The organism is Coleofasciculaceae cyanobacterium, from assembly GCA_036703275.1.
In the GTDB taxonomy this organism is placed as follows: domain Bacteria; phylum Cyanobacteriota; class Cyanobacteriia; order Cyanobacteriales; family Xenococcaceae; genus Waterburya.
Genome location: DATNPK010000021.1, coordinates 19,593 through 39,700 on the forward strand (window position 1 = coordinate 19,593; position 20,108 = coordinate 39,700).

Here is a 20,108-nt window from a genome sequence, read left to right on the forward strand (position 1 = left end):
TTTGAGACTGCCGCTCTACTTATTGCTTCATAATTGTTCAACAGGTAAAGAGCCTTTACTAAATATTAACCGAAATAGCCCGTGACACTGAGTATTTCCCCGTCCAACTTGTCTGATCCCAGTATTGCCAAGGCGGCGAATAACTGGCAAGGTTTAATTGAAACCTATCGTTCTTATTTGCCCGTTAGCGAAGCCACTCCCGTAGTTACCTTGCTTGAGGGAAACACCCCCCTAATTGCTGCTCCGGCGATCGCTTCTCGTATTGGTCGCGGAGTCAAAATTTATGTCAAGTATGACGGTTTAAATCCAACGGGAAGTTTTAAAGACCGTGGTATGACGATGGCAATCTCTAAAGCCAAAGAAGATGGGGCAAAAGCAGTTATTTGTGCTAGCACAGGGAATACCTCAGCAGCAGCAGGAGCATATGCTCGTCGCGCGGGGATGAAGGCATTTGTCATCATTCCTGATGGCTATGTCGCTTTAGGAAAACTGGCGCAGGCTTTATTATATGGTGCAGAAGTGATTGCTATTGATGGCAATTTCGATGATGCCTTGGGCATTGTACGTCAGCTTTCTGAGAATTATCCTGTTACCTTGGTTAATTCAGTTAATCCCTATCGTTTGCAAGGTCAGAAAACCGCAGCTTTTGAGGTGGTTGATGTGCTTGGCAATGCCCCTGATTGGTTGTGCATTCCCGTGGGAAATGCGGGCAATATTACGGCTTATTGGCTCGGATTCTGTGAATATCATCAATCGGGAAAATGTTCTCGTTTGCCCAAAATGATGGGGTTTCAGGCTGCTGGAGCTGCTCCTCTGGTTTCAGGCGAAAGAGTCGCTAATCCTGATACCTTAGCAACGGCGATTAGAATTGGTAATCCTGCCAACTGGCAAAAAGCGATCGCCGTCCAAGAGGCTAGCGCAGGAGAGTTTAACTCTGTAACCGATGAAGAAATTTTAGCTGCCTATCGGATCTTAGCTTCAGAAGAAGGAATTTTTTGCGAACCTGCTAGTGCTGCTTCGGTTGCTGGTTTACTTAAAGTTAAGGAGCGAATACCCGAGCATGCCACAGTAGTTTGCGTTTTAACTGGCAATGGTCTTAAAGATCCTAGCAGTGCACTCGACCATAGCTTTAACGAACTCAAGCAAGGCGTGCCCAAGGATCTAGAAAAAATAGCCAAAATAATGGGCTTTTAAACCGATTACTATTTATCTTTATCTTTCCCTTTAACTATTTGCCGAACTAAATTTTTCAATTAAACTTTTGGCTCAATTAAAAAAAAAACCGTGTATTAGTGGCTGCTAACACACGGTTTTATTTACGACTTCACCGATATTGCTAAAATGTTTAGTCCTATATATAGTTTTAGGGCGTTATATTTTAGCAACAAACTTAATGCGCTTCTACCATAAATCTACTGACTGTTTTCGTCTTCAGTAAATTTACGGAGATAATTATATTTAGATATTTTTAACCAGTGATGAAGTAGCCAAAAGTTATTAAGTGGTAACTTTTTAAGAGATTCTTGATATATTCAATAATATTTTGATTTATCTGTATGATTGTGTAAACCATTAGACAGCTTATACATAATGACCCAAGACAGAGTAATTGTAATCGGCGGTGGTTTAGCGGGAACAGAAGCAGCATGGCAGATTGCTCGGGCGGGTGTTGCTGTGACTCTTTACGAAATGCGCCCGATTAGGACTTCTCCTGCACACCACACAGAAGAATTAGCCGAACTAGTGTGTAGTAACTCTTTTGGAGCGAAAAATAGCGATCGCGCTGCCGGTTTACTCCATGAAGAATTACGTCGACTTGGTTCTCAGATAATTGCCACCGCAGACCAGCATTCTGTTCCCGCAGGAGGGGCGTTAGCTGTAGACCGAGCCGTTTTTAGTAGTGAATTAACTCGCGCCCTGGCTAGCCATCCTCTAGTTGAGTTGAAGCGGTCAGAAATTACCAAAATTCCTCAAGATAAAATTGTGGTTTTGACCACAGGTCCTTTAACTAGTCCTGAGCTAGCCAATGACCTACAGCAGTTTACGGGAATGGAGTACATGAGCTTTTTTGATGCTGCTAGCCCGATAATTGTCGGGGAATCAATTGATAGAAATATGGCTTTTCTGGCATCACGCTATGACAAAGGAGAGGCTGCATATCTTAACTGTCCCATGAATAAAGAGCAGTATCTTCGGTTTCAGCAAGAGTTGTGTCAGGCAGAGCAAGCAGAATTGAAAGATTTTGAACGCGAAAGTGCGAAATTCTTTGAAGGCTGTTTACCAATTGAAGAATTAGCGCAGCGTGGAGAGGATACAATGCGTTATGGACCACTTAAGCCAGTGGGTTTATTTGATTCTCGTCTGGGAGATTTTCGTACGCCAGAAAACAAAAGCAAACGCCCTTATGCAGTAGTGCAGCTACGCCAGGAAGATAAAGCAGGACAGCTATGGAATATGGTAGGGTTTCAAACTAACCTGCGCTGGGGTGAACAAAAACGAGTTTTTCGTTTAATTCCCGGGCTGGAAAATGCGGAGTTTGTGCGAATGGGCGTGATGCACCGCAATACCTTTATTAATGCTCCACAGCTATTAAATTCTACACTCCAGTTCAAACACAGCAATAAGGTTTTAGCTGCGGGTCAATTAGTCGGGACAGAAGGTTATACTGCCGCTGTTGCGGGAGGTTGGTTAGCGGGTACTAATGCGGCGCGTTTGGCATTGGGACAAAAACCTCTAGCCATGCCCGAAACTACCATGATGGGGGCGCTATTTGAATTTATTAGTTCAGCATCTAGGAAACATTTTCAGCCTATGCCGCCTAACTTTGGAATTATTCCCCCTTTACCTAGCAGAGTCAAAGCTAAGCAGGAAAGGTACGGTCATTATCGCGATCGCTCTTTAGCTGATTTAACTAACTGGAAAAAGACTTTAACCCCAGAAACGGTAGCGCTCGGCTAGAAACAAACAATCGATAACCCATAATAAATGACTGATAACTAGGCTATGAAAGAACAAATCACTCTTTGGCTCAATCGCATCCTGGTTGCGGATGTATTTTTAGTTTTACTTGGCTTTATCTGGTTTGCGATCGCTGTTATTGGTCGCTATCTGAATATTCCTTTGGGTTTTGACCTTTGGTATCGCCTGTGGATTCCAGTTTTTAATCCAGCGATTGGAATTCTTTTCTTAGGCGCATTTACCACCTGGCTGATTAATAAAATTTCCCGCCAATTTGGTTCAAAGTAATTTGAGCCAGATGATTCAGAGAAATCAGCTGCGGTATATTTGCGATTATCATTTTTGTTGTTTTTAATCTAATATCGTTTATTGGTGTGAAAAATTCAATTTCAACTTATGAAAACACTATAGTTTTATAGCGCATTTTTTTCACCTGGATTAATGTTGAACCAGTTTGACCCTGGATTAAAATAAATTTAAATTATGGGATACGGGATTGCCAAAAAAAGACTATAAGCTAAGATCGCGAATATAATCGCATTATCTTGATGATGTCAGCTTGTTCTGTTTATTAAATTAACTTTTACTTTTAATTAATTCGGCTTTGTTGTCCAATTTAAATAATTATTTGATGTAATTAATCTATCGGTATCTAAATTAAAAATACTAACTATAAAAAATTAGCTTAATGTAGGCAACCCAACTATATTTAAAGGAAAATACAGTATGCTTATATGTCCCCAATGTGAGTTTGAAAACCCAATCGAAAATAATTTTTGCCAAAATTGTGGTGTTTCCTTGACTCATAAAATTTGTTGCCAATGTCAGACAGAGATTCCTATCGAAGCAAAAATTTGTTATTCATGCGGTGCTGCCAACCATACTATACTATGGGCAATAATCTCTCAGCCAAAAGCTGTCGAAGAACTTAAACCCAAACCAGAATTAGCTCAGGTCGAGGGGGCTATCACCAGCAATCATCCGCAACTAGAAATTGAAAATTTGTCTGATTTGTTTGTCAACAGTCAAAGAACAACTAATCTGGCGCTACAGATTAAACCAGAGCAAAGTCAAATCTATAATCGTTATGCACTCAAGCAAGACTCAAGTTCTAAATCACTTTTTGAAATTAAAGATCGGGGTTTAAATTTTGAATTTCTCCAGGGTAAGGTAATCGACCGATATCCCCTACAAAAATCCCATTTGGCAACTCTACAAAAGCAACAAATGGATTTATTCGCTGAACTAAGCCAAGATTTAAATAATTCATATTTGTCAGTAACCCAATACTGGAATTTAGTTGGATTACCAACCCATGCTCTACCCTACTTAATTTTGGAAAGGTATACTCCGACAGTCCCACAAATTTATGATGCCTGGCAGCAACAAGATCAGGGAGTTGTATTATTACCAGACCGTTCACAATTGCAATTAGTTACCGAACTATGGTCGCAGCAAGAACCCCCACTGTTACAAATTATTTGGTTTTTAGACGAAATGGCAAAGCTTTGGCAGCCTCTACAGCAAATTAGCTGCGCTCAAAGTCTTTTAATCAAAGAAAATTTACGCATAGATGAAGACCAAGCTTTTTGCTTACAGCAACTATATATGGATCTAGATAGTTCTCCGACTTTAAAAGAATTGGCGCAAACTTGGCAATTTTGCTTTGCCGAAGCAGGGATGGCTCATTTAGATCACCTTGAAGAGTTGCTAGACAAAACGATTGCGGGAGAGATTACCCTGATCGAGCAGTTGAGGTCTGAACTTCATAATCTTGGTCTGGATGAATCAGAAGTTGAGTCTCTCAATATTGATACCAGCTCTCTTGTGAATATTGCTTTGCCTCAATATGAAACGACCGAATCTGAGTTTAATTTGGAAATGTCTCAACAGCATGGTTTCTTTAATGAAGTAGACGAATCAATGATGTATCCGAGCGAGTTTGAAGAACAGGCAACAGCTATAATACCAATGCAGCTTCAAAGTATTACGCAAGCTAGCTGTTCTGATATTGGGACTCAACGAGATCACAATGAAGATTTTTTTGGAGTCAAAACCTTAATGGATAAGGCAGAGAACAATACTGAAAATAATCTTAGCGTTCGTGGTTTATATATAGTATGTGATGGCATGGGGGGACACGCAGCGGGGGAAGTTGCCAGTGCGATGGCAGTAGAAAACCTGCAAAAATATTTTCAAACCAATTGGCAGTTAGAGTTGCCAGATCATAATACGATTGAACGGGGTGTTCTGTTAGCCAATGAAGCTTTGTATCAAACCAACATTGATAATTCTCGCTCTGGTAGCGGTAGAATGGGTACAACTTTGGTAATGGCTTTACTACAGGATACTCAACTTGCGATCGCCCATGTGGGAGATAGTCGCATCTATCGCCTAAGTCGTAAACAGGGATTAGAACAGTTAACTACAGATCACGAAGTCGGTCAAAGAGAAATTAATCGTGGGGTAGACCCAGAAATAGCCTATGGTAGACCAGATTCCTATCAACTAACTCAGGCATTAGGACCCAGAGAAAGTAACTATGTACGACCTGATGTTCAATTTATCGAAATTACCGAAGATTGCCTACTTTTGCTTTGTTCGGATGGTCTTTCTGATAATGAGTTTATCGAACAAAATTGGTCTGAGTACCTTGAACCCTTAATCAGTTCTAGTGCCGATCTCCAAGCTGGTTTGTTTAAATTAGTTGACCAGGCCAACAAACATAATGGTCACGACAATATTACTGCCGTATTGCTTAGAATTAAGTTAAAACCTAATTTCTAAAGACCATGCTTATCTTCTGCTTTTTATGCTTATTCAATCGATAAATTGTCCAGTATGGTCATTTTTACGCTATTAGAACCGCAGACAAATCAACCACTTCAGCAGTGGGAATTTTCCGAGCAATCGGTAATTCGTATTGGTCGCGCTCAAAACAACGATATTGTACTTCATGGCTATTTTCAAGTTTCCCGTCAGCATTTAGAACTAACCTTAGTCGATCCAAGCCAAGAAAAATGGCAACTTATTAGTAGAGGAACTAACGGCACTCTCCTCAATAACAATTTTGTGACCGAAGCTACTCTCAATCACGACGATCTGATTCGCTTGGCAGAAAATGGTCCCGTATTTAAGTTTGAACTAGAATCTTGTTTAGCTGAAAATCAATCAGAGCTCGAACAGACTAATATTTTAAATACCGTCGATCATTGTGACCATAAAGATAACCCAGACGGAAGTATCTTTTGCCGACACTGCGGACAACCAATAGTTGAGGAAGAGCATTATGTTGGTTCTTATCAGATTCTGCGGACATTAGGCAGAGGAGGCATGGGAACTACCTATCTTGCCTGGGATCGTCACCGTACGGTCAAGAATGCACCAATGCTTTTAGTTCTCAAACAGATGAATGCAGATATGGCGCGTATTGCTAAAGCTAGAGAACTATTTGAAAGAGAAGCGCGCATTTTAAAATCTCTAGATCATCCAGGCATTCCCAAATACTATGATTTTTTTGTAGAAAATAATCACAAATATATTGTCATGGAATTGATCCATGGTCACAATCTAGAGCAGTTTGTTAATCAGCGTGGTGCAACCGATCCACAAAGAACGATTCACTGGATGATTCAAATTTGCAAGATTTTGGAATATCTCCATAATCTAGAGCCACCTCTAGTACATAGAGACATTAAACCCGCTAACTTGATGCTACGCAACCTTGATAACCGTCTCATGCTGCTTGATTTTGGTGCAGTCAAAGAACTTGGAACTGCTTTGGAAACTCGAATTGGAGTTGAAGGATACAGTGCTCCAGAACAGTATCGAGGTAAACCTTGTCCTCAATCAGATATTTATGGAGTTGGCACAACTATTATTTTCCTATTAACGGGTAAAGCACCCATGCAATATTATCGCTACCAAAGCAATAAATTTGAGTTTGATATTGGCAGTATTCCTAACTTACCGACTGATTTGGCTCAAGTTCTTGATATTGCTTGTCAACCTGAGCCAAGAGATCGCTATCAAACCGCTCAGGAGCTTTTAGAAGCTCTGTCTAACTGCCTTTCTAAATAACTATTAATGCAATTAATCTATTTAGTCATTAAGTCAGGCTTTTTTTGCTGATAGAGAAACCGCGCAAATTAATGATAATTTGCCAGATAGTTAAGCTAGAGAGCCAATTAAAGTTCGGGGAAATAGAAAATAGATCGTAGGTTATGTTCTCATAAGTTGAGTAACAATAGTGTTCTTTGATTCAACTGTCTACGATCCATAAATCAATAGTTAATTTTCATCCCAATCTTCTACCGATAGTAGTTCTTGAATTTGGTCTTGAGTAGAAAAATCGAAGTCTTGTAGTTCGTTTTTCCAATATAACCAGTCATTGCCTAGTAAAAGGGCAATTTTTCCAATGCGATCGTCTGGTTTGACGATTTTAGATTCTACCAAGGAAGATACCTTCCGTTGCAATTTCATCATGGGATGAGCAACTTGTTTTGTCATACGCTCGATTTTGCCTGTTATGATATGTTGGTTAAATGATTTAAAGGCTGGCTTTAGATTTGGCTTTACTCTTAATATCTCAAGATGTCTCAAGCCTGAAGTTTGCAGCTCAACCTGACATACTTTTAGCTTACATTACACCATTTCGGCAAGCTTTTATCATGATTAGTACGGTAATTACGATATAAAGTAGGGAAATCCAGTCACGGTTAAGAGCAAATATGAATAAAAAAGTAGCATTTTTGGTTTCTGGTTGGATAATTTCTGTACTGGTTGCTCCTGCTTTGGCTCTGCAAGATTCTGTTGGTAACAAGGGCATAAACGCATTGCGCTTACACAAAGCTCCCTATAATTTGTTAGGTCGAAAAATTGGTATTGGTCAAGTAGAGGTAGGTCGTCCGATTAAGCTAGGAAGAGATAAAGCAGCTAGCACCTTTCAAACCATTTCACCTAGAGCAGTGTTTTATCGCAATCAGCTTGCTGTGGCGGATAAGAATGTGGACGATCATGCCAGTATGGTTGCAGAGGTAATGATTGCCCAGGATAAACACCTGCGCGGAATTGCGCCTCAAGCGCGGCTGTATGCTTCAGCAGTAGGCTCATTGAACGATGGAGGACAGCCTCAAGAATGTTTAGCTAGCCAACACATTGCTCAACAAAACAGTGGCGACGTGAGAGCGATTAACTTTAGTTTTGGAGAGTCATTAGAACGAGATGAACGAGATGATGCTCAACTAGACGGCAAGGCTTTGCTGACTTCTTGTATTGATTGGTCTGCAAGACAACATAATGTTCTATATGTCATAGCAGGAAACCAGGGTAAGGGAGGAATTCCCATCCCAACTGATAACTTCAATGGGATTACAACTGCCTATACGACAAAAAGAAAGGGTGAATTTAAGAAAGTAGATTTTGCTAATCTGAGTGCTTTACCTGTAGGAATCGGACGTAGCTTGATTAAAAAAGAGATTAATTTTGGTCAGAGACGAGCAATTAGCCTGCTTGCTCCTGGAGGACAAATTTCTCTATATAACCAAAAAGGAGAAATCGAACAGGTAAGTGGGACTAGCTTTGCTGCGCCTCATGTTACAGGAGCAGTAGCACTGTTACAAGAGTATGGCGATCGCCAATTGTCGCCAAAATTTAACTTATCTAATTGGAGCTTAGATTCCCGTCGTCATGAAGTGATGAAGGCAGTGTTGCTAAACTCGGCTGATAAGATTGCCGATCGAGGTGATGGTTTATTGCTAGATATGGAACGGACTATTTTAGGCGAAAAAAATCATAGCTGGTTTGATTCTGATGCTTACGTGAATCCTCGTATTCCTTTAGATATGCAGATGGGGACAGGACAAATTAATGCTTGGCGAGCCTATAAGCAGTTTAGCCCAGGGCAAGCGAGCAAGAATCGGTCTATTGATGCCGTAGGTTGGGACTATAACCAGGTCGCAGCTAACAATTATCGGGAATACGATCTAAAGCGGCCTTTAGTAGCAGGAAGTTATGCAGCAATAACTTTAGTTTGGGATCGTCTAGTAATGTTAAATGATTTTAATCGCAACCAACAATATGATGTGGGGGAAAGTTTTCGCGATCGCGGTTTAAATAATTTAGATGTTTATCTTTTGCCAGCCGATGAAAGTAGCAATATGAGGAATATCTGTGCTTCTTCTAGCTCTGAAGATAGTATAGAACATATTTTTTGTCCAATTCCCGCCACAGGACGCTATAAAATTCGCGTTTATTATCAGCACCAGTTTAATCAGCCATTGCAATCCTATGGTTTAGCCTGGTGGACAAAAGGGAAGAATGAAATCAAGGGAAAAGGGAGGAACAATATCTAGTCTATGCAATTCCCAATCCCCAATCCCCGATTCCTAATTTAGGCTTTCTTAAAGAGGAATTACCTGGAAGTCAACGGTAGCACTTACTTCTGGATGTAATTTAACTTCGGCCTGATAGTTGCCAGTAGTGCTAACATCAGGAACCTCGATTCCTCGGCGGTCTACCTCAATTCCCGCTTGCTCTTTAATAATATCGGCTATTTCTTGAGTAGTTACAGTACCAAAGATGGCCTTTTCTTCTCCTACCTGCTTGCGAATAGTTAATTTGCCAATAGTCTTAAATGCTACTTTTTTGTTTTCTGCTGCTTGTTTCTCGGCTAATTTTTGTTGTCTCTCTTTCTCTCTTCTAGCTTCAACCTGCTGGATAATTCCTTTGGTAGCAATGCTAGCTAAACCTTGAGGAACTAGATAATTACGAGCATAACCAGGCGCAACATCTACTAAATCTCCGTTGCTACCTAATTTACTGACGCTTTGATTTAAAACTACAGATACACGCTTTGCCATTATTTTACTTAAATTCTCCTAGATCAATTACATATTTAGATGTGGCGGTTTCGATCTCACCTCAGAACTTTTTATTATATCAGCCAAATAAACATATTAAATCGTCATAATCTGTGCAAATTATGCTCAGTTGACTATTAAAGCGATCGCGAATGCTGTTTAACTTGTTTTAGCTTTTAAGCTTGAGATCCTTACTCAAAAACTTTATTTATCTGGTTGGGGCTTCTTTTAATGCTCTCACCACTGCTTCCCAGGCAAGCTTTTTGTGATATTGTCGATCCAATAGCAGCGGACGCACAGCCACACCGTCTTTTCTGGGAGCAAAATTTCTCAACCACGTATAGCGATCGCTTAAACCCCAATTGACAATGGTAATGACAGCAGGCTCATCTAGCACTACAGAAAGATATTCATAGTATGCTTCAGCTACAATGCGATCGCGAACCTGTATGTTTTGAGGCAATTCATTATCTGCTACGTCTAACTCTGATATAACAATTTTTAATCCCATGCTAGCTACATCACTTAAAAACTTTCGGAACTTTTTGCCATCAAATTCTTGATTACGGTGACCCAGCAGATGACTTTGAATTCCCAAGGCATGAATTGGTGTTCCCTTAACTTTTAATCTTGCTAACAATTTCAAGACAGCAGCTCGACGTTGTTCCCAATAACTATTGCCAAAAGCATTACTATAGGTCAATCCGTTTTCGTTATAAATCAAGATAGCATTGGGATCGGCATCTGCTGCAACCCAAAAGGCTTTTTCAATATAGTCTGATCCTAAAAAATTGAGCCAGGTGGGATATTTTTCACCCTTGACACCACTAAGCGTAGTGTCTTTTAAATTATCGGCTCGACCATCTTCAATCAATATTGCCTCATTCACTACATCCCATGAATGTACTTGCCCCGCGTATTTTTTGCCGAGGGTTGAAATATGATTGATAAAAATTCGCTCTATTTCTGCATTAGTGGTGGAAGAGGACTTAAACTTTTCTACTAGCCAAGGGGAATTAAATTCGTTCCAAATCATTGGATGCGCTCGAAAGAGTAAGTTATTTTGTCGAGCAAAATTAAAGAACGGATCGGTTTGGCTAAAGTCATAAATATTTTCGCCAAAAGGTCCAACAGTTACACCAAAAAAGCCCCCAACTAAAAGCCCATATTGCTCGGTAAAGATCCTTTGAAACTTAGCGTCTTGAGGAAAATCACTATGAGATCTCTCAGAAAATCCACCGTATAATATACCTTTTGATGCTGCTAAATGGCGTAGTCCTGCTTCTCTATCCAGCTTATTTTCTCGGTTTGAACGCTGGTTTGATTTATCTGCTTGTGATCCTGAAAAGCTGTGCCGATAGAGTAAGCTTGCTGCACTAAATCCTCCTAGACCGAGCATAAAAGAACGTCTTCCACTTATTAAATATTTTTTTATTTATAGTTTATATTCATACGTATTATTGCGAGGAAAATAAACAGGTTGATTTTATAGAATATGCCTAGGATATTAGTACCTGCGATCTTGGTTCGGCTGAATCTTTAAATCTAAATAAACCCAAAGAAATATATAAAGATACTGGAGTATTTTGGTTAGAGCAAAATAATTTTAACAATCGTTGGGGTAGCCGCAATGTTTTTATGATCCATTTTTATCTTTGTTACACTAGAGACAAGTTCCCTTAAAAGCTGAAATTTTTTTAGTCAACAAACGCGATCGCGAAGCCCTAAAGGATTAGCGCCTGGAGGCGCGTCCGTGGGCTTTGCCCAATCGCCCTCATTTTTAAAGCAGATAGGTTATCTGCGATCCTTTTAAAAGATAAACTTACCTGTGATGCCGCTAAACAAGATCGACACTTAGTTAAAAATCGACAAAAGCGTGAAGCAAAAACTTTGGCTAACCTAAGCTGGAGGATTAAAGATATCTGCGATCGCCTCAAACTTGTCGCAGCTGAACCTGTTCCAGGCTGGGAGAATCTAGGGAATCGTTAAATTTGTTAATTATTAAACCTTCAATTGTCAGGCAGGGTGAGCAAAATACTTTTCAAAATAAACTTGGAATGAATAAAGCCGAATTTGCCCACCTTTGACAATTTCCCACCGCTAAAGACTATCTTAAATAATTAATCAGAGCCTGTAACCCTAAACGATAGCTGTCTATACCAAAACCACTGATTTGTCCTATTGCTACTGGCGCAATATATGAATGATGTCTAAACTCTTCTCTAGTGTAAATATTGCTCAAATGCACTTCAACAGTGGGTATTTTTACCCCTGCTAATGCATCTCTAATGGCAATACTAGTATGAGTGTAAGCACCCGCGTTAACTATAATTCCCTGATACTTGGTTCTGGCATTATGTATCGCATCAATCAACACACCTTCGTGGTTGGACTGCAAGCAGTCAAGAATCACCTGCAGCTTCTCACCATCCAACTTTAAGACTTGATCGATTTGACTTAGGGTTACCGAACCGTATATTTCGGGTTCTCTAAGTCCTAACAAGTTCAAGTTAGGACCATGCAAAACTAGTATGCTTATCTCAGACAAGATAAATTAAATAGCGAAGCTAAAATTACAATTAGTGGTAACGATGGCGCTGGCGATCGTCTACAGGAATTGGAATTGCTTCCTTTTCTGGCGCTGCTTCTGGTCCTAGCAAAACTTCAATTAGCTTTTGTGCGAGGTCTCTTAATTTGTCAAGTAGTTGTTCTATATAGTCCATCGGATTACGGCTCCTTAGGAAATCCTTAATTTTACTTATCTTAATTTTTTCAGCCTATCGGTCACTAAACATCAACCATCTTGTCTAAAGAAGGTAAATATTAGACCTTACTTATTAATATTACAACTTTTGTTGTAAATGTTCATTAATAAAAAGGCGTAATTTCAGAATTAATACCTACACTAGCATAAGCCGATCCTTTGAGCATATAGTCTCAGAGGAAAAAAAGCTATTCTTAATCTTTTTATAATAATTGTTGATTTTCCGGAAATATGCTTATCAAAGCTGAGTAACAAAAAAATATTTATCTCAACAAAATTAACAACAATATTTTCAATTTTCAAAATATAAGATTTATCGGCTGCCCATCTAAATTGACGTTAAGATTTATTGCTCAAAAACATTTAAAATCAAGCTTTCTAGCCACAGCATTAAGCTAGCGTTTACAAGTGACACAGCGATCTAGTTACCTTTATAATCAAACAACATCAGCCAACATTAGTCACTCGCATTTCGCCACCTAATTCTGAGACAATCAGAACAAAGTTTTTATTACCATACCGTTATTTTTTTGTCGGAACATCTAAACAGATTGCCTCAATTTAATTCAGGAGAAAAAACAGATGAAATTAGCCTATTGGATGTATGCTGGACCAGCACACATTGGTACTTTACGTATTGCCAGTTCTTTCAAAAATGTTCATGCCATTATGCATGCACCATTAGGAGACGACTATTTTAACGTCATGCGATCGATGTTAGAAAGAGAGCGAAACTTTACCCCCGTTACTGCCAGCATCGTAGATCGTAATGTTCTCGCTAGAGGTTCGCAAGAAAAAGTGGTAGACAATATCACCCGTAAAGATCGAGAAGAACATCCAGATTTAATTGTCTTGACTCCCACCTGTACCTCTAGTATTTTGCAGGAAGATCTACAAAACTTTGTTAGTCGCGCCTCAATGGATACTCAAGGAGACGTGATGTTGGCAGATGTCAATCATTATCGTTACAACGAACTACAGGCAGCCGATCGCACTTTGCATCAAATTGTTAAATATTACCTTGAGAAGGCAAGAAAAAAAGATCGGCTACCAACGGACAAAACCGAAAAGCCTTCGGTAAACATTCTGGGTATTTCTACACTAGGTTTCCATAATCAACATGACTGCACCGAACTAAAACGCTTAATGGCGGATTTGGGAATTGAAGTTAATGAAGTAATACCTGATGGTGCTTCGGTTCATAACCTAGAAAATTTACCCCGCGCTTGGTTTAATCTTGTTCCTTATCGTGAATTAGGCATGATGGCAGCAGAATACTTAGAATCTGAGTTTTCTATGCCTTACGTAGATATCTCGCCGATGGGAGTGGTAGAAACCGCTAGGTGCATTCGTAAAATTCAGCAGGTGCTTAATCACCAAGGTGCAGAAGTAGACTATGAGGATTTTATTAATAATCAAACTCTATATGTTTCCCAGGCTGCTTGGTTCTCTCGTTCGATTGACTGTCAAAACCTAACCGGTAAAAAAGCCGTCGTGTTTGGCGATAATACTCACGCAGCAGCGATGACCAAAATTCTCGCTAGAGAAATGGGTATTCATGTTGTTTTAGCTGGTACTTACTGTAAATATGATTCAGACTGGTTTAAAGAACAGGTAAGTGAGTATTGCGATCAAGTTTTGATTAGCGACGACAACGCCGAAATCGGGGATGCGATCGCACGTCACGAACCCTCAGCAATTTTTGGCACTCAGATGGAACGTCATGTGGGTAAACGTTTGGATATCCCTTGTGGTGTTATCGCTGCACCAATTCATATTCAGAATTTCCCCATTGGCTATAAGCCATTTGTCGGTTATGAAGGTACTAACCAAATTGCCGATCTGGTATATAATTCCTTTACTTTGGGGATGGAAGATCACCTATTAGAAATCTTTGGCGGACATGACACCAAAGAAGTCATTACCAAAGGGATCTCAGCCGACTCAGATCTTAACTGGAATCAAGAGGCTAAAGCAGAACTTGGCAAAATTCCTGGTTTTGTCCGGGGAAAAGTTAAGCGCAACACCGAAAAATTTGCTCGCGAGCGCAATTTATCGGAAATTACTTTGGAAGTAATGTACGCAGCTAAAGAATCTGTCGGTGCATAAGTCACAGATTACTCCGCCGCTTGCCCTAAAAGATATGCCCTAAAGCATATCCCTTGGCGACGCAAAGCGGTATGCTAAAGCATACCGCTTCGCATATACGCTCCGTCAAAATCACGATTGATTCCACATTCGATAGTCATTTAAAGCAAACTCTAGCTGAATCATTAAACGAGGAGAAGTAACTGGAGGCGAACCACGATGAAAACAAAACGGATCTTCAGCAAATCCAAATCCAGCTTGACCGCAAATATCGATAATATTATCTGAACCGTAATAATCAGCAATCTCTCGATCGGATTGACTCCTCAAAATATAATGCATTAACTTCCGTTGGTTATGGCTACCTGCAACACAACGATGAGAACCACTGAGTGAATCTACATCTGTAAGATAGAAAAAGAATTTTAAAGCGCGATAATCATCTAAATCGTAATGGAAAAGTATTAAAGGATTGCCTAGTTCTCCTTTCTGAGAATAGTCTTTTTCATTGCCAATAAAAGTCCAGGCTAATTGGCTGCGAACTAAAATTGGTTTATTTCCAAGATATTTAGCGGCGATCGCCTTTAATTTGGAGTCAGTCCCCAGTTTTTGTAACGCCGAACATTTTGAGTTTACATCTAAATAATTGCCAATTAATATATTGTGATTATATTTTTGAGCTGCTTGCTTTTTTTTAGCATATTTAAACTTTAATAGTGGATTACCATCAATATATATATCGGCAGAATAAGCAAATTCTAATATTTCTTGGACAACAGGTTGAGGTAATTGTAAACCTAGATAATAGCCATTTTTTTTAATAGATTTGACTGCCAAATCTATATCTAATTCATTAAATATTGAAGTGTCATTATTAACATCATATATTTTCGGATAATTAGTCTCTGTTAAAGATAAAGATTGGTCGCGATAGAAAAATGTACCTATAGTACGACCGAGCGCAAATCTAGCTACAATAAACATTAGTAGCCATCTATAATCACCTTTAACGATTTTTGAATACTGATAATACTTTTTAAAAGTAGCTTTGCTTTTAAACCACAAAGCTATAATGGAAAGCTCTTTATTTAGCTTGCCTATAATATCGGCTATATACATAGTTTAATTATATTTTTGAATATGTAGGTAACAGAATAGGCAGTGCAATCACAATTTTAATGATTATGATTTTTAATTTAGAGTAAATAATATTCCTGATAAAAGTAGATGTAAAGCAAAATAGCTATTTTAGTGTTATATATTACTTAATGAATTAAATTATTGAGCTTAATTAATATATATTTAATTGTGTTTAAATGCAAATACAGGTTTTTTTGCTTTAATTCTTTAATTTTTGCTAAATTATGTTGATTGGTCAGATTGATTTGATGTCACACTGTATCGATTGGCAAATTGGGTTTTGTTGAAACTAGCAGTTACGGGTTTTTTCAAGCAGGTTCTTTCTTAATGCACCTTGACAAACCCTAATAAAATAAAGAAAATTATAGATTGGGCATTGAATAACTTGCTCGGAGCGGGTTAAAGCGTTAAATGCCACAGTGAAGTTAGAAGAACGCAACTGACATTAGTTGATTTCTACTTTTGCTTGGCTACCCTTACGGCAATACTAAAAGAGATAAATTTTTTATGACTTACGCAATTGTTGAAGCAGGCGGAACACAAATTAGAGTTGAACCAGGTCGTTTTTACGACATTAACCTGTTGTCTGTAGATCCTGAATCTGACTACACCATAGACAAAGTTTTATTAGTGAACAATGAGGACGAAGTTACTGTGGGTCGTCCATTCATTGAGGGTGCTACTGTAGAAGGTACGGTCATGCGTCACCGACGAGGCAAAAAGGTCATTGTCTACAAAATGCAGCCCAAAAAGAAAACCCGTAAAAAGCGTGGCCATCGTCAGGAATTAACTCGCCTGATGATTAATTCAATCAGTATGAATGGTTCAGTCATTGCTGCGGCTGAGACTGAGACCGAGACTGAGACTGAGACTGAAGTAGAAATTTCTTCAGCTGAATAAAATAGAAATTAACCAGCAAAATCATAAAAGGAAAGTAATATGGCTCATAAGAAGGGAACGGGTAGTACTCGTAACGGTCGCGATTCTAATTCTAAGCGTTTAGGAGTAAAGCGTTATGGCGGTCAAGAAGTCACCGCAGGAAGCATTTTAGTTCGCCAAAGAGGTACTAGATATTATCCTGGTAATAACGTTGGTCGTGGTAACGATGACACTTTATATGCTTTGATACACGGCGAAGTAAAGTTTGAATATCGAACTAAAGGACAAAAGAAAGTAAGCGTTTATCCTGTTGCTGAAAGTGCGGCATAGATAGTTTGCCACGATTTTTGCCAAGATTAATTTAAAAGCGATCGCACTCATGTTTATGGGTGCTTTTTTATTGTCCAGTTAAACTAAATTGGAAAAGTTCAAAAATTTCAGGGGTTTGTTCATGTTTCAGCCAGAAGATAATTCCAATCCAAATCGCCCTCAAAATAGTGCTTCCGACCAGAATTTAGATAATATTGATGCCAATATATCAACTAAAAACGTTGCAGCACGTAAAAAACAGATTGAAAGCGTCTTTATTAAATTAATTGCGGTTGGTTTAACTGTAGGCACAGTTTTAGGAATAGGTGGGGTGTACTTACTCAATAAGCTAGGTTTGACCAAAAAACCCGATCAAATAGAACAAAAAAGAATAGAGCCAGAACAGCAAAAAGATCCTGTCGACCAAGTTTATCTATTTCCTTCCATGTCAAAATCTTTCAAAGCATGAGCAAGAAAAAACCTAATCTGAATTAATTGCTCGAACAGGATCAGTTTTATTATTTGGGATCGCTTCTTTAGAACGCCAAAGCGACCCAAACTTGGTATTTTGAACAAATAAGTCAAGAAACCGTAACAATAATCCAATTAGATGACCCAGCTGAGCTGGCAAATGTTATGAGTTGATAACTTTGGCTCGATTAAAACATAATAAAATCGTTGTTTAATGATTTTATCGATGATCTATCTCGATCCCCAAGGTGATTTTATTGCTATAACTGATTCAAGTGGTTAAGACCTTTCCCACGCAAACAAATAACAAATAATAATTTAATCTAGACGCAAATAAGGTTTAAAGACTCAACAAAGTATTCAACTGCTTTTTCGGTCTTATATATATGGCTGCCAGCAGCTAAACAACGTCTAAATAATCAGAGGCTGTAACGTTAATGGCAAAAGAACGTCCACCACTAGAAGAAATGACCTTACGGCAACTTAGAAAAGTTGCCAGCGAATATAAAGTATCCCGATATAGTCGAATGCGCAAAGCGCAACTGCTAACTTCTATCAAAGAAGCAATCAAAAAAACAGAACAATCAAGATTTTCTCAGAATCCATCAGATATGCAAGAGGAACAACAAGTGAAAAATACAAAATTTGAAGTCGGTCAAGAAGACGACCTGATGGAAACCCTTGCTTCGGTCGACCAAGATTTGGGAGAGCTTCCCGAGGGTTACGGAGAAAGTCGCATTATGTTGATGCCACGCGATCCCCAATGGGCTTATGCTTACTGGGATATTCCCAATACTCATAAAGAAGAATTGCGTCGTCAAGGAGGACAACAGCTAGCCCTGAGAATTTATGACGTAACCGACATTAATATTAATCATCAAGCTCCTCACAGTGTTCAGGAATATCTTTGTGACGAAATGGCAAGAGAATGGTATTTGCCGATTCCTGTAAGCGATCGCGATTATGTTGCTGACATTGGTTATCGCTGTGCCGATGGACGCTGGCTTGTGTTAGCTCGCTCTGCCTCTGTTAGCATTCCTCCTGTTTATCCCTCTGACTGGATTGAAGATGCTTTTATAACAGTCAACTGCGAAGAAGACCTCAAGGGTAAAACAGTTTATACTCTTGTCCCTCCTGCCAAAAAACAAGCAATGGGTACAGATGCAGCCAAAGGAAATCAGCTTTATGATACTGTCTTTGGCATGACCAAAACTACTGAATCGATGCGCATAGCTGGTTCGCTGTTTGGCTCAATGCAGCAGACTCCTGAGTCAGCGGTTAGTTCCTATGTATTTCCTTCTGGCGCAGGAATGTGGGCAGTGCCTACGGCTTCTGGTCAGAATATGTCTGGGGCTGGGTTTTCGGGGAGTCTTCCGACGGCGCGTCCCCGCAAGTTCTGGTTAGTTGCCGACGCTGAGTTGATTGTCTATGGTGCAACTGAGCCTGATGCTACTGTTACTATTGGCGATCGCGAAATTAAGCTAAATCCCGATGGAACATTCCGCTTTCAAATGTCTTTCCAAGATGGAGTAATTGATTATCCAATTAAAGCCGTAGCGATTGACGGTGAGCAAACTCGTTCGATTCACATGAACTTTGAACGTGAAACTCCGTCTCGTAACACTAATACGAAGGCAGAAGCGGTTGAAGAATGGTTTGCCTAAATTATTAAGCATCGATCCTCAAGTAAGCGCAGAAATTTACTTTTAATCAGAAATTAACAGCCGAGATGGTTACATCTTGGTTTTTTGCTGCTTATTTAGTTTAATATCGACCAAAAACCAGTAAATCCCTAGTTTTCTAAAAGAGCCTCAAGTAAAGAAGGAAAAGGCTAAAAGCTTTTTATATTAAGATTTTTCTGGTTACTTATTTCTAATTATGATGGTGCTATATGATCGAAAAGAATTAATTCTATACTAATTGTTAATGACCAAATCCGCTTCCCCCGCAGCAGCAGAGATTAGGGCAATATTTGATCGCATTGCTCCTGTATATGATCGCCTAAACGATCGCCTGAGTTTCGGACAGCATCGGATTTGGAAGCTAATGGCAGTAAAATGGAGTGAGGCTAAATCAGGAGATAATGCTCTTGATATTTGCTGTGGTAGCGGAGATTTGGCTTTATTGCTGGCTAAACAAATCGGTACTTCGGGCAGAGTTACGGGATTGGATTTTGCTCGTCAACAATTGGCGATCGCCAAACAACGACAAATGGCTAAGTGTCCTGCCGTGCCGATGGAGTGGCTCGAAGGAGATGCTTTAGCTTTGCCCTTTACCGATAATCAGTTTGACTGCGCTACGATGGGCTATGGATTGCGTAATGTAACTGACATTCCTCTGTGCTTAAAAGAGCTATTGCGCGTTCTCAAGCCAGGAGCTAAGGCGGCAATCCTTGATTTTCATCGTCCCTTACCTGGCTATATGCAAACCATTCAGCAATGGTATTTAGCTAATATCGTGGTGCCAACTGCCGAAGATCTGGGTATGAAAGAAGAGTATGCTTATATTAACCCCAGCATCGATCGATTTCCTACAGGTAGAGAACAAGTAAAACTTGCTCGAGCAGCAGATTTTAGTCAAGCTGTTCATTATCGGTTGATAGGAGGCATGATGGGTATATTAGTGTTAACTAAATAAAA

Annotated in this window: 18 protein-coding genes; 12 read left to right on the plus strand and 6 right to left on the minus strand. The window is 39.4% G+C overall.

Features of this window, described 5'->3' with window-relative positions; translation table 11 throughout:
- Nucleotides 1-108: 108 nt before the first annotated feature.
- The 5 genes from thrC to V6C71_04380 all read left to right on the plus strand — a co-directional run bounded on the left by thrC (nt 109) and on the right by V6C71_04380 (nt 7,038).
- Nucleotides 109-1,194, plus strand: a complete 1,086-nt coding sequence (gene thrC / locus V6C71_04360; protein ID HEY9767727.1) for a threonine synthase — start codon at nt 109-111, stop codon at nt 1,192-1,194.
- Between the two features lie 396 nt (nt 1,195-1,590).
- A complete protein-coding gene (trmFO, locus tag V6C71_04365; protein HEY9767728.1) occupies nt 1,591-2,958 on the plus strand; it encodes an FADH(2)-oxidizing methylenetetrahydrofolate--tRNA-(uracil(54)-C(5))-methyltransferase TrmFO in 1,368 nt (455 codons plus the stop codon).
- A 45-nt stretch (nt 2,959-3,003) separates the two neighbouring features.
- Nucleotides 3,004-3,246, plus strand: a complete 243-nt coding sequence (locus V6C71_04370; protein ID HEY9767729.1) for a hypothetical protein — start codon at nt 3,004-3,006, stop codon at nt 3,244-3,246.
- A 438-nt stretch (nt 3,247-3,684) separates the two neighbouring features.
- Nucleotides 3,685-5,745 (plus strand): serine/threonine phosphatase, encoded by a 2,061-nt coding sequence (locus V6C71_04375; GenBank protein HEY9767730.1) that lies wholly within the window; start codon nt 3,685-3,687, stop codon nt 5,743-5,745.
- Between the two features lie 54 nt (nt 5,746-5,799).
- Nucleotides 5,800-7,038 carry a protein kinase gene (locus V6C71_04380; GenBank protein ID HEY9767731.1) on the plus strand — a complete coding sequence of 413 codons (1,239 nt, stop codon included), beginning with the start codon at nt 5,800-5,802 and terminating at the stop codon, nt 7,036-7,038.
- A gap of 210 nt (nt 7,039-7,248) precedes the next feature.
- On the opposite strand, the gene V6C71_04385 is transcribed toward V6C71_04380, so the two are convergent.
- A complete protein-coding gene (locus V6C71_04385; protein HEY9767732.1) occupies nt 7,249-7,467 on the minus strand; it encodes a DUF4327 family protein in 219 nt (72 codons plus the stop codon).
- 221 nt (nt 7,468-7,688) lie between these two features.
- Between V6C71_04385 and V6C71_04390 the strand changes: the two genes are divergently transcribed.
- Nucleotides 7,689-9,311, plus strand: a complete 1,623-nt coding sequence (locus tag V6C71_04390) for a S8 family serine peptidase (GenBank protein HEY9767733.1) — start codon at nt 7,689-7,691, stop codon at nt 9,309-9,311.
- A gap of 48 nt (nt 9,312-9,359) precedes the next feature.
- Here V6C71_04390 and rplI read toward each other — a convergent pair whose 3' ends face one another.
- The 4 genes from rplI to V6C71_04410 form a co-directional block, all read right to left on the minus strand.
- Nucleotides 9,360-9,818, minus strand: coding sequence for a 50S ribosomal protein L9 (gene rplI, locus V6C71_04395; GenBank protein ID HEY9767734.1), 459 nt, complete (start codon nt 9,816-9,818; stop codon nt 9,360-9,362).
- Between the two features lie 208 nt (nt 9,819-10,026).
- A complete protein-coding gene (locus tag V6C71_04400; GenBank protein HEY9767735.1) occupies nt 10,027-11,217 on the minus strand; it encodes an endo-1,4-beta-xylanase in 1,191 nt (396 codons plus the stop codon).
- Nucleotides 11,218-11,925: 708 nt separating this feature from the next.
- Nucleotides 11,926-12,366, minus strand: coding sequence for a type II 3-dehydroquinate dehydratase (gene aroQ, locus V6C71_04405; protein ID HEY9767736.1), 441 nt, complete (start codon nt 12,364-12,366; stop codon nt 11,926-11,928).
- Between the two features lie 31 nt (nt 12,367-12,397).
- Entirely contained in the window at nt 12,398-12,541 is a 144-nt protein-coding gene (locus V6C71_04410; protein ID HEY9767737.1) for a hypothetical protein, read from the minus strand.
- Nucleotides 12,542-13,164: 623 nt separating this feature from the next.
- Between V6C71_04410 and bchB the strand changes: the two genes are divergently transcribed.
- Nucleotides 13,165-14,691 (plus strand): ferredoxin:protochlorophyllide reductase (ATP-dependent) subunit B, encoded by a 1,527-nt coding sequence (gene bchB / locus V6C71_04415; GenBank protein ID HEY9767738.1) that lies wholly within the window; start codon nt 13,165-13,167, stop codon nt 14,689-14,691.
- A gap of 111 nt (nt 14,692-14,802) precedes the next feature.
- Here the strand turns inward: bchB and V6C71_04420 are convergent, their stop codons facing one another.
- Nucleotides 14,803-15,654, minus strand: coding sequence for a hypothetical protein (locus V6C71_04420; GenBank protein HEY9767739.1), 852 nt, complete (start codon nt 15,652-15,654; stop codon nt 14,803-14,805).
- A gap of 663 nt (nt 15,655-16,317) precedes the next feature.
- Between V6C71_04420 and rplU the strand changes: the two genes are divergently transcribed.
- The 5 genes from rplU to ubiE all read left to right on the plus strand — a co-directional run bounded on the left by rplU (nt 16,318) and on the right by ubiE (nt 20,106).
- Nucleotides 16,318-16,710, plus strand: coding sequence for a 50S ribosomal protein L21 (gene rplU / locus V6C71_04425; protein HEY9767740.1), 393 nt, complete (start codon nt 16,318-16,320; stop codon nt 16,708-16,710).
- A 39-nt stretch (nt 16,711-16,749) separates the two neighbouring features.
- A complete protein-coding gene (rpmA, locus tag V6C71_04430; GenBank protein ID HEY9767741.1) occupies nt 16,750-17,019 on the plus strand; it encodes a 50S ribosomal protein L27 in 270 nt (89 codons plus the stop codon).
- A gap of 121 nt (nt 17,020-17,140) precedes the next feature.
- Nucleotides 17,141-17,467, plus strand: a complete 327-nt coding sequence (locus V6C71_04435; protein HEY9767742.1) for a hypothetical protein — start codon at nt 17,141-17,143, stop codon at nt 17,465-17,467.
- Between the two features lie 439 nt (nt 17,468-17,906).
- A complete protein-coding gene (locus V6C71_04440; GenBank protein ID HEY9767743.1) occupies nt 17,907-19,133 on the plus strand; it encodes a DUF4912 domain-containing protein in 1,227 nt (408 codons plus the stop codon).
- Nucleotides 19,134-19,395: 262 nt separating this feature from the next.
- Complete coding sequence (gene ubiE / locus V6C71_04445) at nt 19,396-20,106, plus strand: bifunctional demethylmenaquinone methyltransferase/2-methoxy-6-polyprenyl-1,4-benzoquinol methylase UbiE (protein ID HEY9767744.1); 711 nt, start codon at nt 19,396-19,398, stop codon at nt 20,104-20,106.
- Nucleotides 20,107-20,108 lie beyond the last annotated feature (2 nt).